This window comes from Pseudoalteromonas sp. JSTW (genome assembly GCF_013423925.1).
Classification (GTDB): domain Bacteria; phylum Pseudomonadota; class Gammaproteobacteria; order Enterobacterales; family Alteromonadaceae; genus Pseudoalteromonas; species Pseudoalteromonas lipolytica.
This window is the reverse complement of sequence record NZ_CP058972.1, coordinates 3,094,546-3,109,889: the sequence shown is the minus strand read 5'-3', so window position 1 is coordinate 3,109,889 and position 15,344 is coordinate 3,094,546. Positions and strand designations below refer to the sequence as shown.

Sequence of the window (15,344 nt, the reverse complement as noted above, 5' to 3'; positions counted from 1 at the left end):
GAAAAGTGCGTGGCAAAGGTTAAGAAAAATACTCCGTTTTCAATTTTAGGTGATACGGTTGGTGTGGGTGAACGTAAAACGTTTTCGATTGAAGCAGCAAAGCTTTATACCCACTCACCGCTTAATATTCCAATTGAAGTCGTTAATGGGGTCCAGCAAGGGCCTGTGTTAATGGTATGCGCGGCAATTCATGGTGATGAGCTCAATGGTGTTGAGGTTGTAAGGCAATTGCTCGCAAAAATTGAGCCTGAACAATTACGCGGCACAATTATAGCGGTGCCAATAGTGAATGTATTTGGCTTTATCCATAAGTCGCGTTATTTACCTGACCGTCGTGATATGAATCGCAGTTTTCCGGGTTCAACACGGGGGTCATTAGCTGGGCGAATGGCGAATGCCTTTTTCTCGCAGGTGGCAATGCACTGTACGCACATTATTGATTTGCACACTGGTGCGATTCATCGTACTAACTTACCGCAAATTAGGGCTAACTTAAGTGATCCTGATACCGCGGCTATGGCAAAAGCATTTGGTACACCAGCGGTGATAGACGCCTCATTACGCAATGGCTCTTTACGCAGTGAAGCGGCTAATTTAGGTATCCCAGTGATAACCTACGAAGCGGGTGAAGCGCTGCGATTCGACCCCATTGCGATTGCAGCCGGTGTGCAAGGCGTTGATTATGTTATGCGTCATTTAAAAATGGTGCGTGGTAAGCGGGCGAAAAAACTCCCAGAGCCGGTGATTGCAAGTTCAACAAGTTGGGTGCGTGCAGAGGTTGATGGTATTGTCCGTGCGCAAGTATCCCTTGGTGAGCGCGTCATGAAAGGGCAAGTGCTCGCTTATATCAGCAGTCCACTTGGTGATGCTGAGCTTGAGCTATTAGCGCCACGAAGTGGCATTGTAATTGGCCAGCAAACCATGCCGCTTGTAAATGAGGGCGATGCGGTATTCCATCTTGCTTACTTTGCGCATGCGAATAGCTTGGTAGAGCAACAGCTAGAAACCTTTATTGACGAAATAAGCGATATTGAAGACGAGCTTAAAACGGCTGAACTCAATAATTAGTTGCTGACATCGTCAATACATAAAATAAAAGCCGCATTTGCGGCTTTATTTTTTGGGTCCCAGAATACGCTTTGTTGATTGCGTTTTACTCGGAGTCGGGGCTTTATTGAGCACCATTACTGGGCGAGTAACAAAAATATTATTGGGGTAAATAACCTTGTGACCATCGACATGCTCAAGCACCACGTTCATCAAGCCCATTTCAATGATACGTCCCTCTAAAAAGTTCGCGCCATCGATGACACGTATCCAATAGCCCACACGACAGTCGTTTTGAATGAACATTAATAAAAAGGCGGTTAAATTACTCAATAACGACCACGCTGCGAATAGGGCGACACCTAACATAGCAAATAGTGATGAACCTAAAACTAATAAACCGCGCAGCTCAATGCCCCAAAATACTAACACTAGGCACAGCATTACAATGGCGAGAATAATATTTAGTAGCAGTTCTGCACGATAAACACGATGAGGATCTGCTTTACCTTTGATGGCTTTTAACAGCAGTTTCTTTGTGGTTTTTCTTAGTAATGGGTAAAGTAAAATCGCGATAATCGTCACGATTAAATGGTATTGCTCGTTAAAGAGTGTTTCGAAGTCCAAGGGGGATCCTACATTAATGTTAAGCGTCGAGATTTTAGCTCTTTACTAACCGAATAACACTATCTTAGAAAGTATTTTTAACGGTGACAAGCCATTGCACAGAATCAATGTCGCTGTCCTTTTTGTTGATTGGCGCAGCAATATCGAGGTGAATGACTGTTCCGGCATTTGCTCGACTGGGTGCTAACCGTAAGCCAACACCGATATTTTGCAGTACATTACCATTCGTGCCGTTATCTTTGTCGTTATACCAAGCGCGGCCGATGTCGTAAAAAGCCGCGCCACCGACTTTAAATAGTTGCAGTAAGTCATATTCCCAATAATAGCGTTTTTCGAGACTTACTAAAAAGCTACGATCGCCAATTTGATAATCAAGCGGGTAGCCACGTAAACCATTTTCGCCGCCAAGGGTGAGTTGTTTATCGGCTGTTAGGTTTTTGGCATATTGCAGGCGCACTTTGGCATACCAGCTTTGTTGTAAACTGGTATTCAAATAGTATTGTACTTGGCTACTGGTTATGAGATTTTCGACATCGCCTTGTTCTTCGTTCCAATAACCATCTATATCAGCTTTAAAGCGCCATAGCTGATTATCTCCGCTGTAATGGGCTTTTGACAGAGACAAAGAGTAAATAGTCCGGCTGGCATCATCGCTAAAATCTTTACTTGAATAACCCAGTAATGCTTGAATATTCCAGCCAAGATTTAGGTCTTCAGTACGATAAATACTGTCGAAATTTCTTACTTTTACATAATGGTCTTCGAACCATTGCGCACTGATGAACGGGTAACTTAGGCTGCGATCATCTGCGATAGGTAACTGGGTGGCAGCAATGGCTTTAAAGGTGTCTTCACGGTTTTCTATCCCTAAACTGATTCGTTGTGTCCAGCTTCGGGCAAGTTGACTTGAATGTCCAAAGTAAGCGCGATTGAGGGTGGTTTTTTGCTCGAACTCACTGACAACTTCGCCGCGATAATAAAGTGGCTCACGGCGCTGGTCTGAGTAACTGGTTGCACCGTAACTGTAAGGAGTATCAATTGAGTAGAATGGGTAACTAACATCGATGTAATGGCGTTTACCATCATCGTTATCTGAATATTCGAGTCGACCACGGTAGCGACTCGAAAAGATATTAGGGTCATCGTATACAAATAAATACCCGGTGCGGTCTGCATCGTGCGTACGCGAGAACGACACCCGTTTACCCCAGCCTAAAAAGTTTGATTCACGAAAGCCTATACTTGATTCGTTTTCACCGCCGCTGCGACTAAAGCTGATTTCGGGCAGCAAAGTCCACAAGTCACGCGTAACGACTTTAACATTCACGTTGCCGTCGCAATCGAGTTCAGCATGAATGCGTGCATCGTATAAATAACCTTGTTTACGCAAGAGTCGTTCTGATTCTAGTAACTTACGAGGTTGATAAATATCCCCCTCTGAAAACAGCAGTACACTGTGAATCACTTCGGGTTCGGTTGTCATATGAGCACGATTCGCAAAGCGAAATAACGCGTTGTTTTCTTCTTCAAGTGCGGTATTGAAGACATTGAGCTGTTCAAGCTTAATGGAAGTGATTTTGCGGTTATCGGCGGCTTCGGGGAGGGGATTGTCAGTATCGAGCTGGCGACGTAAGTTGTTGTCTTGCGTTTTAAGAGTGCGTTGGTTGTGACAGTAGTTATTATTGTCAGCGAGTACCTGCTCTGCATAGGCATGCGATGTTACGCTAAGTAACACCATTGGTAAAATCTGAGCAACAAAGTGCGACTGCTTAAATCCCATTTACACCCTTAGTTGTTTATTTGCTATGCAACTACTACATACTAAGCGTGAGAAAAAGTCTAGCTTATTATTGTAACTGCATGACTAAATACTGATGAAGTTTTGGCAAAACACTCGCTGCTTCAACGCCTTCAGCGTTTATCCAAACACTTTCGCTATAATGTTCAAAGTTTAGATTAAAACTATGATCTGTAAAGTGAAACCTTAACTGATGACGATCGGCACCGGCATCAAAGTCTGCAATTTTAATTGCGGGGGCGTGCAAAAAGAGGGTAGCCCACAGTTCAAAATCTTCATCGTTAGGCAGGTCGCGTGAGTTAATGACAATTATTTCATACTCGGCGTCATAAATAAGGTTAGTCATTGTAATCCTAGTGGGCGGCGAGGTAGTCGCGAATGGTGTTTAAAAAAGGAGAACCGTACTTGTTTAGCTTCGTAAACCCCACGCCTGATACTTTTAAAAATTCGCTATCATTGGTCGGCATGAGCTGTGCCATTTCAGCCAACGTTTTATCATTGAAAACGACATACGGAGGAACGTCATCCGCATCAGCCAACTCCTTACGCAGAGCTCGTAATCTAGCAAACAGCTTTTTGTCGTAATTAAATTGCGCGAGTTTATCTTGATAAACGTGTTTGGCTTGTAAGCGTGGCTCGGCTAATTGCAGGGCGTATTCACTTTTAAGTACTGCACGAGCTGCTTCGGTTAAGCGCAGTGAAGAGCCCTGAGTTATATCTTGGCTTAATAAGCCTTGGTGAATAAGCTGCCTTAAAATGCTTAGCCAAAACTCCACACTGTGATCTTTGCCTATACCGTAAGTGCTCAGCTGGTGGTGATTATTATCGCGGATACGGCTGGTATTTGCCCCGCGCAGCAATTCAACAATATAACCAATACCAAAACGCTGCTCTGCACGATATACGCACGAGAGTGCTTGTTGCGCGACCAACGTGCCGTCAAAGCTTGTCGGTGGATTTAAGCAAATATCGCAGTTGCCACAGGTTTCACGTTTGTACTCGCTAAAATAGTTGAGCAGGATTTGTCTGCGACATGTTTGGGCTTCAGCAAAGCTGGCCATCGCATTAAAGCGTTGCTCTTCTACTCGGCGGCGTTGCTCATCTTCGATATCTTCAAAAAAGCGACGAACGCGTCCTATGTCGGCCGGATCAAAATACATTATCGCTTCAGCGGCTAAGCCATCACGACCAGCACGGCCTGTTTCTTGGTAGTAAGCTTCAACACTTTTAGGAATATCGTAATGCACAACAAAGCGTACATTAGGTTTATTAATTCCCATACCAAAGGCAACCGTTGCTACTACAATTTGAATATCGTCACGGGCAAAACCTGACTGCACAAATTGTCGTTGTTCGTTACTCATCCCCGCATGATAAGCCGCGGCATTAAAGCCTGCATCAGCGAGTTTTTCGGCAACATCATCAACACGTTTACGGCTGGTGCAGTAAATTATTCCACTTTGGTTTTGCTGCTCTTTTAAATAACGCAGCAGCTGCACCATGGGTTTGAATTTTTCTTCGATGGTGTAACGAATATTGGGCCTATCAAAGCTGCCTGTGTGTACGTAAGGCTGATTAAGCTGTAGCTGCTCAATAATATCGTAACGTGTCGCTTTATCGGCTGTGGCAGTTAATGCCATCATCGGAACATGCATAAAGCGCTGTTTTAGCTCATTAAGCCGACAATAGTGAGGCCTAAAATCATGTCCCCAATGCGAGACACAGTGCGCTTCATCAATAGCAAACAGAGCAAGTTTTAGGTGACTAAGGCGCTCTAAAAATTCGTGCTGTAAGACTTTTTCAGGTGCGACGTACAACAGCTTTATTTGCCCGTAATGCAGTTGCTGGTACACCGCTTGCTGCTCTTCGAATGGCAGACTGTTGTTAATATAAGCGGCCTGAACGCCCAGTGCTTTGAGTTGTGCAACTTGGTCTTGCATTAATGAAATAAGCGGCGAAATGACGACAGTGACACCATCAAGGATCAAGGCGGGTACTTGATAGCAAAGTGATTTTCCCCCACCTGTTGGTAACAAGACGAGCGAGTCTTGTCCGTCAAGCGCTGCGGCTATAATCGCTTCTTGACCATCACGAAAATCCTTGTAACCAAACACTTGTTTGAGTACGGCTTGTGGTGATCGAACGGGGGTGTTAGTCATTGCGGTATTGGTATTCATCGCCGAGCATTTTAGTGTTTTTTTTGGATGATGTCTGTAGCAATATACCTAAACGACCTCAATATGCAGAATTCAGCGTTTCACAGGTGCTTAATATCAAGGCGTTACTTTGCAACAATGGCAGTCCCTTTTAAGAAGTAACAACGATGAAAGTAAGTGCCTGTAGAGCGCCCAAAGGGTTGGTTTAAAAGCGATTTATACTGCGTTATTGATTTTAACAATAGAACCACTATTACTTGCAATCAATGTCTTGCCTAAATCGCTTTTAATTCTAACTAGAACTCGCATCTTGAGGTGGTTTGGGTATACATGGGTTTATTTGCCGCGTTTTAGTTGCGCCAGTAAATAGGCGGCGTAAAATAGTGTTTTTAATCTATAAAGCCTGACTTATGCCTACCAATCTTGAACAGCGAAAAGGGGTTATTTTCGCATGTTTAGCGTTTTTTATGTGGGGCTTAGCACCCATTTATTTTAAACTTTTACAGAATATATCTGCCTTTGAAATCTTGATGCACCGTGTTATTTGGTCGGTGTTATTTTTGTTGATCATTATTGCTGCACGCCATCAATGGCAGCGCATTCGCGTTGTATTAGGTCAGCCTAAGTTGCTCCTAATGCTGGTGGTAACGGCCAGTTTGCTTGGCTTTAACTGGGGCTTGTTTATTTGGGCGGTAAACAATAACCACATGCTCGATGCGAGTTTGGGTTATTACATAAACCCACTTTTAAATGTGTTGTTAGGTATGCTGTTTTTAGGTGAGCGACTGCGTAAATGGCAAGGCGTAGCCGTTGGCCTTGCATTATGCGGTGTATTATTACAATTGCTCAGCTTTGGCTCTTTTCCAATCGTGGCTTTTTCTTTGGCAGGCTCGTTCGCTATCTATGGCTTACTGCGTAAAAAGCTGCCTATCGAATCGCTGCCAGGGTTATTACTTGAAGCGTTAATTTTACTGCCTGTTGCTCTGGTTTACTGGTGGTTAATGGTGCCCACAGCCAGTTCTGATTTTACTGCCAATGATTGGCATATCAATCTGTTACTTATTAGTGCAGGTGTGGTGACCACGTTGCCTTTGCTGTGTTTTACAGGCGCTGCTAAACGTTTGCAGTACAGTACATTGGGCTTTTTTCAGTATATTGGTCCAAGTTTAATGTTTGTGCTTGCAGTGGCATTTTATGGCGAAGTATTTGATGCTGAAAGGGTGATAACGTTTGCGTGTATATGGAGCGCGCTGGCTTTGTTCAGTTGGGATTCGTACCGTCAAAGCCGTAAGCAGCGTAAAGCATCATTAAAAGCAGTGACTAAACCTATTTAATATCAGCTCACTAACTTGTTACGGCCAGTCTCTTTGGCTTGATAGAGTTTTAAATCGGCCTGTTTTATCAGTTCATCAATGCTGTAAACAGGCCCATTATGAAATCCGATAGATAGCGTAAATGTAATGTTGTCACGACTAAATTCCGCGCTGTGTTTTTCGATGAAATGGCGAAATTTTTCTAATCGTTGCTGTGCTTGTTGCGGATCATTATCAGCAAAAAAGACAGCAAACTCTTCTCCGCCTAAGCGTCCGACTAAATTATCTTTAAAGTACTTAAGTAGGCACCGTGACAGGCATTTGAGTACATCATCACCTGAGTCATGACCGTACTTGTCGTTAATTGATTTAAAGTAATCGATATCAATCATGCCGAGTGAGACCGATTTTTTTGCCGCGTGTGCCGCTTTTAAATGCTGACTCGCCTCGCCAAAGAAATAGCGGCGGTTAGGCAATGATGTTAGGTAGTCGGTATTCGCTTGTAAGCGAATCGTTTTAATATTTTCTAACATGTCGACGTTTTGGCTTAAGCGACAATAAAACTCTTCGTTATTAAAGGGCTTACTTAAATAATCGTCAGCGCCAGACTTTAAAAAACGCGTTGATAAATGCAAGGTATCTTGTGCTGAAATACCAATTATGGCTTTTTCGTCATTGTTATACAGACGACGAATTTCGACACAGAGCTGATCGCCATTCATATTAGGCATTTCGTTATCAGTAATGATCACAGAGATTGAGGGGTTTTCTGCTAAGACTCGCAGTGCATCTACGCCATCTACCGCTTCAATAACTTGGTACTTATGTCGTGCGAGTAGATTACAAATGTGACGGCGAGTTGCGGGGGAGTCATCAACCACTAAAACCAATATTTGTTCATTACGCGGTAGGCGAGTCAGTTGTTTTTCTAAGTATTGATAGGCTTGTTTATTTTCTTTGGTGATGTAATCAATGATAGGATGCTTTTCGACCGTGTTTCGGGTTTTTTCGTCTAAATTGCCGGTCATAACGATGGTAGGAATGTCGGCATCGACGCTGCAGGGGATGGCTTCACCGTTGGGTGCATCTGGAAGGATAAAATCAACAACGGCGCAAAAATAGTTATTTTCAGCAATAAGTTGTTTAGCTTCAGCTAACGATGTTGCAATGTCTGCTTCAAACCCTACTTTATGCGCGATATGCTTTTGCACTCGCGCAATAGTAGGTGCATCTTCAATGATTAATATTTTTCTGGTCACGTTTTACCTTGTAATAACTTTATCGCGTAGCGTAAGTTATTACATGTTGTAACTCTAAAAAGTTAAAAAAGCAACTTGCTTACAAACTATCCGACTCAGAATAATAATCAACGCTTTGTGGTGTCGGGCTCGCGATACGAGAACGACCGAACAAAGTATGAAACTTAGTTTTGCAGGTAGTTTGTTTTAGGTATTTTATCCAAGCGCGCTCAATTGGGTTGGTTGCTTCTAGGTTACCTGTGACTACTTGCACAAATTGAGTTTGAAATTCATTTTGTGGTTCTAGGGTTTTGTTGTATAAACCCTTTAGTACAACACCATGCTGTTCGAGAATGTCGGCTTCTAGCAAAGTGAAGTGACCACTACGACCAAAACCGCGTGGGAAGTTTTGATCATCATAAAATTGACGTTGGCTTACGAATGCCTGACGAAGTGATGAAATGTCATTGCTCATGGCTGTATCCTCATACCCTATTTTCTTGCAGGAGTATGGATCAAGTTGTCGATTTTATTAAACAAGTTATTTTTATCGTAAGGGTAAAAAATGGATATCGATTTATTAAAGACCTTTGTTGAAGTGGTGCGCACACGTCACTTTGGTAAGGCAGCTGAAAACCTGTACATTACCCAGTCTGCTGTGAGTTTTCGGATCCGTCAATTAGAGCAAGGTTTAGGCGTTAATTTATTTATTCGTCAGCGTAATAATATACAGCTAACAGCGCCGGGTGAACGACTCTTACCTCACGCACAAATGATTATCACCGGCATGCAAAGGGCTAAAGTCGATGTGGCACTTGCTGATAATATGCATAAGCAAATTAGTTTAGCAGGCACTCCGAATATTTGGGATGCTTTTTTACAGTTTGGGATCACGAATATTGTCTCGGCAATGCCGGGAGTTTCATTGGTTGCTGAAGTGAAGGCGCAGCAAGAGAGCACGCGTTTATTACTTGAGCGCACACTCGATTTAGCCGTGCTGTTCGATCCCCCTAAAGTAGATGAGTTAATTGTTGAGCGTATTTGTGAATTGCCGATCATTCCGGTGAGTGCATACGAAACAGCAAACAGTGAGAACTTTTTTGATAACCAGTATGTGTATGTAGACTGGGGCACCTCGTTTTCGTTATGGCATGCTCGTGAGTTTAATGGTCACGCTCCTCCTTATTTTAGAACCAGCACAGGGCGTATTGCCTTAGACTTAATTTTGAAGTGTGGCGGTAGTGCCTTTATTCCTCAGTTATTAGTCGAGGAGCAGCTTAAAGCGGGTGAGCTATATCATGTTGAAGATGTGGCGCATACCTCGCGAGATGTGTTTGTTGCCTACCACAGAGATAATGAACAAACGCCACTATTAGAGAAATTGGTGACTTTATTGACTGAATTAAAAATTAAAGCTTAAAAAATTTTAAACGATGCTTTAAATAAAATTTTATTTTGCAGTAGTAAGTTACGTTTTTATTTCAGAAATAATTACATTTCATGAAGGTAAATTTACGATTTTATTTCAATTGTCATTTTTCTGTCATTTTTCGCTGGCAAACTGCCCGCATTGAAACACGAGCACGTGTTTTTGTTGCGATTATTGAGGAAACGACATGAAATTTGCAAAGTCTAGCTTATTCTTAGCTTTATTTGGTGGTTTATCTTTTTCAGCATTAGCGGATGTTGATGTGTATGGTAAAGCAAACGTGACTGTTCAATCATCTGACGATGGTGAAGGGTCTTTCACTGAAATCAAAAGCAATAACTCACGTTTTGGCCTGAAAGGCTCTGAAAAAATAACTGAAGGCTTAGAAGCTGTTTATAAACTAGAGTTTGGTGTTGACGTATCTGACGCTGATTCAAAAGGCGACAATGATGACAACATCACTGCACGTAACCAATACGTAGGTGTTAAAGGTGGCTTTGGTCAGGTTGTGATTGGTCGTAACGATACAGCAATGAAGCTATCTCAAGGCAAAATTGATTTATTCAATGACCTTGAAGGCGATATTAAAAATGTATTTAAAGGTGAAAACCGTTTAGGTAATACGATTTCTTACGCATCTAACGATTTCAGTGGCTTTAAAGTGCTTGCAACCTATATTGCAGAAGATGATGTTGATGCAGATAACGGTTATTCACTTGCAGTTACTTACGGTGACGCTCAATTAAAAGACAGCAAACTGTATGCCTCTGTTGCAGCAGATAGTGAAGTGAAAGGCTACGATATTGTACGTGCAACCGTACAAGGTAAAGTCGGCGACTTTAAACTAGGTGCTATGTACCAAACACAAGAGAAAGTGGATGGCAGCGCAGAAGCGGATGGTTACTTGGTGAATGCGGCGTATAAAATGAATAGCAACACGTTCAAAGTTCAATACCAAGTGATTGATTTTGATGAAGGCGATAAGAAAACGGCTATCTCTGCTGGTGTTGATCACACGCTTAGCAAAAACACCAAAGTATTTGGTTTCTACTCAACATTTGATATGGACAATCAAGTGGATCAAGATTACCTAGGCGTTGGTATTGAATACAAATTCTAACCGTTCACACGGATAACTCCCTTATTTTAAGCCCTGCATTGATGCGGGGCTTTTTTATGCGAGCGCGTAATCTGATTTGCCTGCTAACCAACGTGTAATTAGCTTGTTTGATTGCTCTGGGTAATCGGTTAACATTTTAAAGGCAATAGGTCTGACATGGGCCAGCGTTTGTTTGTCGCGATTAAGATCGGCGATTTTAAATTCGGCTAAACCGGTTTGCTTGGTGCCGAGCACTTCACCTGGACCACGGATTTCAAGATCTCTTTCGGCAATAACAAAGCCGTCATTACTTTCGCGTAATACACCTAAGCGTTTTTGTGCTGTTGCAGATAAAGGCGCGTGATAAAGAAGTACACAGTGCGATGCTATCGCTCCTCGACCAACACGGCCTCTTAATTGATGTAATTGCGCAAGTCCTAAGCGTTCGGGGTTTTCAATGATAATCAGGCTGGCATTCGGCACATCAACACCTACTTCAATCACCGTTGTCGCGACTAATACATGAATATTACCCGCTTTAAACTCACTCATAATCGCTTGCTTTTCAGCGGCTTTCATTCGGCCATGTACTAAGCCGACATTTAGCTCGGGCAGGGCTTCTTTTAATTGTGCTGCGCTGTCCTCTGCTGCTTGGCACTGCAATACCTCAGACTCGTCAATAAGCGTACAAACCCAATACACTTGACGGCCTTGTGCTGTGCAGGCTGTTCTGACTCGTTGAATGATTTCATCACGGCGAGTATCTGGAATGGCAACGGTTGTGATAGGTGTTCGACCTGGCGGTAATTCATCAATCACAGAGGTTTCTAAGTCTGCATACGCGGTCATAGCCAACGTGCGTGGGATAGGTGTGGCTGTCATAACCAGTTGGTGGGGATAACAGTCGCCAAAACGCCCTTTTTCACGCAGTGATAATCGTTGGTGCACACCAAAGCGATGTTGCTCATCAATAATGATTAAGACAAGGTTATTAAATTCGACCTGCTCTTGGAACAGCGCATGAGTGCCAACAATCATTTGCGCCTCACCCGAGGCTATTTTTTCAAGTGTGGCGGTGCGCTCTTTTCCTTTACTTTTGCCTCCAAGCCATGCGACTTCAATGCCCAAGTTGTTAAACCATTGGCTAAAGTTGATACCATGCTGCTCAGAAAGAATTTCGGTCGGAGCCATTAAGGCAACTTGGTAGCCTTCGCTAATTGCTGTTAGCGCACTGAGTGCGGCAACAAGGGTTTTTCCTGAGCCTACATCACCTTGAACAAGGCGCATCATTGGGAAAGGGTGTTGAAGATCGCCCTTGATCTCAGCCACAACTCGGCTTTGTGCCGTGGTAGGACTAAATGCCAGTGTCGACAAAAACTCTGTCTCTAGCGGGTTATGAGGCTTTAATGCAATAGCTTTTACACTTTGGCCTTTTTGGCGTAGCTTCAACAAGCTTAAATTTTGTGCGAGCAGCTCTTCAAATACTAATCGTTGCTGAGCAGGGTGAAAGCCTTGCTCAAGCGCCGTTAAATCGACATCGTTTTGCGGGCGATGCAAGGTCAATAGTGCATCACTTAAGCGCATGCCTGTGGGTTGAAATTGTTCTGGCAGTAATTCTTCAACGGGATATTTAGCAAGTAAAGCTAAGGCTTGGTCGCTTAAAGCGCGGATAGACAGCTGCTTAAGGCCTTCAGTAACAGGGTAAACGGGTGTTAGGGTGGTGTTCGTCGGTTGTTCTGATGGCGTGTCTGACAAACTGTATTCAGGGTGGGTCATTTCAAACCCAACCCGACCACGGCGTATTTCACCAAAACAGCGAATAATTTTACCAGCGCTGAGCGCATTTTTTTGTGCCGCACTAAAATTAAAAAAACGCAGCGTTAAACGACCGGTGCCATCGTTAACTTGGCAAACCAGCATGCGTCTTTTGCCAAATGTAATTTGGCTGGTTTCAATTGTGGCCTCGACACTCACATGGCTGTGTGGCTGTAATTCACAAATGGGGTGAATGCGAGTACGGTCTTCATAGCGGTGCGGTAAATGAAACAGCATATCTTGCACTGTATGAATCCCAAGCTTAGCAAGGCGCTCGGCCATTTTGGGGCCAACGCCTTTTAATTCAGTTATCGGGTATAACGCTAAGCTACAATGACTCAATGGAGACTCAAATTATTAATTAGTAAACTTTTTTCAGTTTACTGTGAGTCGTTAGCGGCTTCAAGCGATTGCGTATGTTTTAAAATCTGCCAAAAGTCATCATCAGCGACTATTTCTCCACTTTCATCAAGCGCGGGGTAAGGCAGTTCTTTTTCGCGGCATTGCTTTGCAATAATAGGGTGGCATCCCTCAAATAAAATACGGTGTTTTATGCTGTCATCTAACATATTACGTTCATACAGGCCGGCTTCTTCGCGTTGGCGCTGTGCTTCAAACAAAATTAATGCGGCTGCAACGGATACATTGAGCGATTGCACCATCCCTTGCATTGGAATAATGATGTGTTTATCAGCATGCTCAAGTGCGCGAGGCGAAATTCCATCACGCTCTTGGCCTACAATCACAGCCGTTGGTTTGGTGTAATCAATTTCGCGAAAGTCGACCGCATCGTCACTGAGGTTAGTTGCTAAAATTTGCACTTCTGGATTATGGGCTCGCATCATCGCTACGGCGTCGTCTATGGTGCGATGCAAGTGCGTTTCTAACCAATTTTTGCTGCCACCCGAGGTGTTATTGGTTAGCCATTTTTGATTGTCAGGCCACACTGCGTGCACATGATGACAGCCTGTTGCGTCAGCAGTACGGGCAATGGCTGATAAATTATGATGCTTGTGTACTTCTTCTAAACAAACCGTTAGGTCCGTTTGGCGGCGTTCTAACACCTGTTTTACACGCTCAAAGCGAGTTGTATCCATAGTTGTGTGCTCGTTGACGGATTCTAATTGGCGCTGATTATACCCAGTATAAGGCTAGGGCACTACCGCTCTACTTATTGGGTTTTGTAACGAAATAAGCGTTTCAGTTGATTGAATGGCCTCTATGGCTTGAATTTTATTGATCAACACATCCTGTAAGTGGTCAATAGAGCGCGCCATTACTTTGATAAATATACTGTAGTTACCCGTGGTGTAGTAGGCCTCAACCACTTCTTCGAGCTCTTTTAGGTGCAGTAAGGTGTCTGGGTAATCACGGGCATTATTGAGATTAATACCAATAAAACAGCAGACATCGTAACCGAGTTGCTTTGCATTAATACTCACTTGGGTGCCTGTGATTATACCGGCTTGTTTCATTTTTTCGACGCGAACATGAATAGTGCCGGCACTGACGGCAAAGCGTTTGGCTAATTCTGCGTATGGGGTGCGTGCATTTTCCATTAATGCGTTGAGGATGTTTTTATCGAGATTATCGATTTGATAATTTTCCATGAATTAACCGAGTTGTAATTATTGATTATCTAAAATTTATAGCATTATTTTTACGATAATTGCAATGTTAAGTTCTTTTTGTTGCGGGTTATTGAAAATAATCTTCATTTGGTTGAGGATTGTTTTAACGAAGAGATTTTAGTTCTCTATAAGCAAGTAACAATAACTGGGAATGAGGCCAATTATTATGAGTTCACACTACCTGCAGCAACAGCAGCAAATTAGTAAAGTAAAACAGTTTTTTTCGAGTCAATTAGAGCAACAACTTGGCTTAGTTGAGGTGCAAGCCCCTATCTTGGCAAAAGTAGGTGATGGCATTCAAGATAACTTGAGTGGAACTGAAAATGCTGTATCGGTGGCGGTGAAAACGATTCCTGGTAGCCAGTTTGAAGTGGTGCATTCACTCGCTAAATGGAAGCGTAAAACGCTTGCCGAGTATGATTTCTCTGTCGGTGAAGGGCTTTATACTCACATGAAAGCATTACGCCCAGACGAAGAGTCATTAAGCCCGATTCATTCAGTGTATGTTGACCAATGGGACTGGGAAAAAGTGATTTGCGAAAGCACTGAACGTACTTTAGATAAACTTAAAGAAACAGTAACGTTACTTTATCAAGCGATAAAAGCGACTGAACGTTATGTTGCAAGTGAGTTTGATATCCCCCCATTTTTACCTGAAAAAATTACTTTTGTTCACAGTGAACAATTACGCCAAATGTACCCTGATTTCACTGCGAAACAGCGTGAAAAAGCGATTGCGCAGGAATACGGCGCGGTATTTTTAATTGGTATTGGGGGAGCGCTTGCAGATGGTAAAATTCATGATGTGCGTGCGCCAGATTACGACGATTGGTCGACGCAAACCTGCAGCAAGTTTGCTGGTTTAAATGGCGATATTCTAGTGTGGAACCCAGTACTTGAAGATGCGTTTGAAATTTCGTCGATGGGAATTCGTGTAAGTCCTGATGCATTGGCTACACAACTGGCGATTACGGGCGACCAAGCGCGTCTTGAATTTGATTGGCATAAAGCGTTATTAGCGAAAAAGTTCCCACAAACGATTGGTGGCGGTATTGGTCAGTCTCGTTTAGCGATGCTGCTATTACAAAAGCACCATATCGGGCAAGTGCAGGTCGGCGTGTGGCCTGAGCAGTTAAAGCAGCAAGTTGAAGGAATTCTTTAGTTTAAAGATTAATGACCCTGGTAAAAAGA

General features: G+C 43.1%; 14 protein-coding genes. 5 read left to right on the top strand and 9 right to left on the bottom strand.

Features of this window, described 5'->3' with window-relative positions; genetic code table 11:
- The first annotated feature begins 9 nt into the window (after positions 1–9).
- Positions 10–1,068 carry a succinylglutamate desuccinylase/aspartoacylase family protein gene (locus tag GZH31_RS14015; protein WP_036973078.1) on the top strand — a complete coding sequence of 353 codons (1,059 nt, stop codon included), beginning with the start codon at positions 10–12 and terminating at the stop codon, positions 1,066–1,068.
- Positions 1,069–1,113: 45 nt separating this feature from the next.
- Here GZH31_RS14015 and GZH31_RS14010 read toward each other — a convergent pair whose 3' ends face one another.
- From GZH31_RS14010 to recQ, 4 genes are all read right to left on the bottom strand, one after another.
- The gene (locus tag GZH31_RS14010; RefSeq protein WP_036973077.1) at positions 1,114–1,674 is read right to left on the bottom strand and encodes a mechanosensitive ion channel domain-containing protein; all 561 of its coding nucleotides are present in this window, start codon (positions 1,672–1,674) and stop codon (positions 1,114–1,116) included.
- 64 nt (positions 1,675–1,738) lie between these two features.
- Positions 1,739–3,454, bottom strand: a complete 1,716-nt coding sequence (locus GZH31_RS14005) for a BamA/TamA family outer membrane protein (RefSeq protein ID WP_230236442.1) — start codon at positions 3,452–3,454, stop codon at positions 1,739–1,741.
- Positions 3,455–3,521: 67 nt separating this feature from the next.
- Positions 3,522–3,818, bottom strand: coding sequence for a DUF3630 family protein (locus GZH31_RS14000; protein ID WP_036973075.1), 297 nt, complete (start codon positions 3,816–3,818; stop codon positions 3,522–3,524).
- A 7-nt stretch (positions 3,819–3,825) separates the two neighbouring features.
- Positions 3,826–5,649, bottom strand: coding sequence for a DNA helicase RecQ (gene recQ, locus GZH31_RS13995; RefSeq protein ID WP_036973074.1), 1,824 nt, complete (start codon positions 5,647–5,649; stop codon positions 3,826–3,828).
- A gap of 389 nt (positions 5,650–6,038) precedes the next feature.
- On the opposite strand from recQ, the gene rarD reads away from it, so the two are divergent.
- A complete protein-coding gene (rarD, locus tag GZH31_RS13990; protein ID WP_036973073.1) occupies positions 6,039–6,962 on the top strand; it encodes an EamA family transporter RarD in 924 nt (307 codons plus the stop codon).
- A 2-nt stretch (positions 6,963–6,964) separates the two neighbouring features.
- On the opposite strand, the gene GZH31_RS13985 is transcribed toward rarD, so the two are convergent.
- Positions 6,965–8,200, bottom strand: a complete 1,236-nt coding sequence (locus GZH31_RS13985; RefSeq protein WP_036973072.1) for a diguanylate cyclase — start codon at positions 8,198–8,200, stop codon at positions 6,965–6,967.
- A gap of 79 nt (positions 8,201–8,279) precedes the next feature.
- Positions 8,280–8,654 (bottom strand): DUF413 domain-containing protein, encoded by a 375-nt coding sequence (locus GZH31_RS13980; RefSeq protein WP_036973071.1) that lies wholly within the window; start codon positions 8,652–8,654, stop codon positions 8,280–8,282.
- 90 nt (positions 8,655–8,744) lie between these two features.
- Between GZH31_RS13980 and GZH31_RS13975 the strand changes: the two genes are divergently transcribed.
- The gene (locus GZH31_RS13975; protein WP_036973070.1) at positions 8,745–9,599 is read left to right on the top strand and encodes a LysR family transcriptional regulator; all 855 of its coding nucleotides are present in this window, start codon (positions 8,745–8,747) and stop codon (positions 9,597–9,599) included.
- Positions 9,600–9,795: 196 nt separating this feature from the next.
- Positions 9,796–10,728, top strand: coding sequence for a porin (locus GZH31_RS13970; protein WP_036973069.1), 933 nt, complete (start codon positions 9,796–9,798; stop codon positions 10,726–10,728).
- Positions 10,729–10,782: 54 nt separating this feature from the next.
- On the opposite strand, the gene recG is transcribed toward GZH31_RS13970, so the two are convergent.
- Genes recG through asnC form a run of 3 tightly spaced genes read right to left on the bottom strand, consistent with a single transcriptional unit; the run spans position 10,783 to position 14,132 of the window.
- Positions 10,783–12,864 (bottom strand): ATP-dependent DNA helicase RecG, encoded by a 2,082-nt coding sequence (gene recG, locus GZH31_RS13965; RefSeq protein WP_118844645.1) that lies wholly within the window; start codon positions 12,862–12,864, stop codon positions 10,783–10,785.
- Between the two features lie 38 nt (positions 12,865–12,902).
- The gene (gene trmH / locus GZH31_RS13960) at positions 12,903–13,619 is read right to left on the bottom strand and encodes a tRNA (guanosine(18)-2'-O)-methyltransferase TrmH (RefSeq protein WP_065978344.1); all 717 of its coding nucleotides are present in this window, start codon (positions 13,617–13,619) and stop codon (positions 12,903–12,905) included.
- 54 nt (positions 13,620–13,673) lie between these two features.
- The gene (gene asnC / locus GZH31_RS13955) at positions 13,674–14,132 is read right to left on the bottom strand and encodes a transcriptional regulator AsnC (protein ID WP_036973064.1); all 459 of its coding nucleotides are present in this window, start codon (positions 14,130–14,132) and stop codon (positions 13,674–13,676) included.
- A gap of 187 nt (positions 14,133–14,319) precedes the next feature.
- On the opposite strand from asnC, the gene asnA reads away from it, so the two are divergent.
- Positions 14,320–15,315 carry an aspartate--ammonia ligase gene (asnA, locus tag GZH31_RS13950; protein ID WP_036973062.1) on the top strand — a complete coding sequence of 332 codons (996 nt, stop codon included), beginning with the start codon at positions 14,320–14,322 and terminating at the stop codon, positions 15,313–15,315.
- Positions 15,316–15,344: the final 29 nt, after the last annotated feature.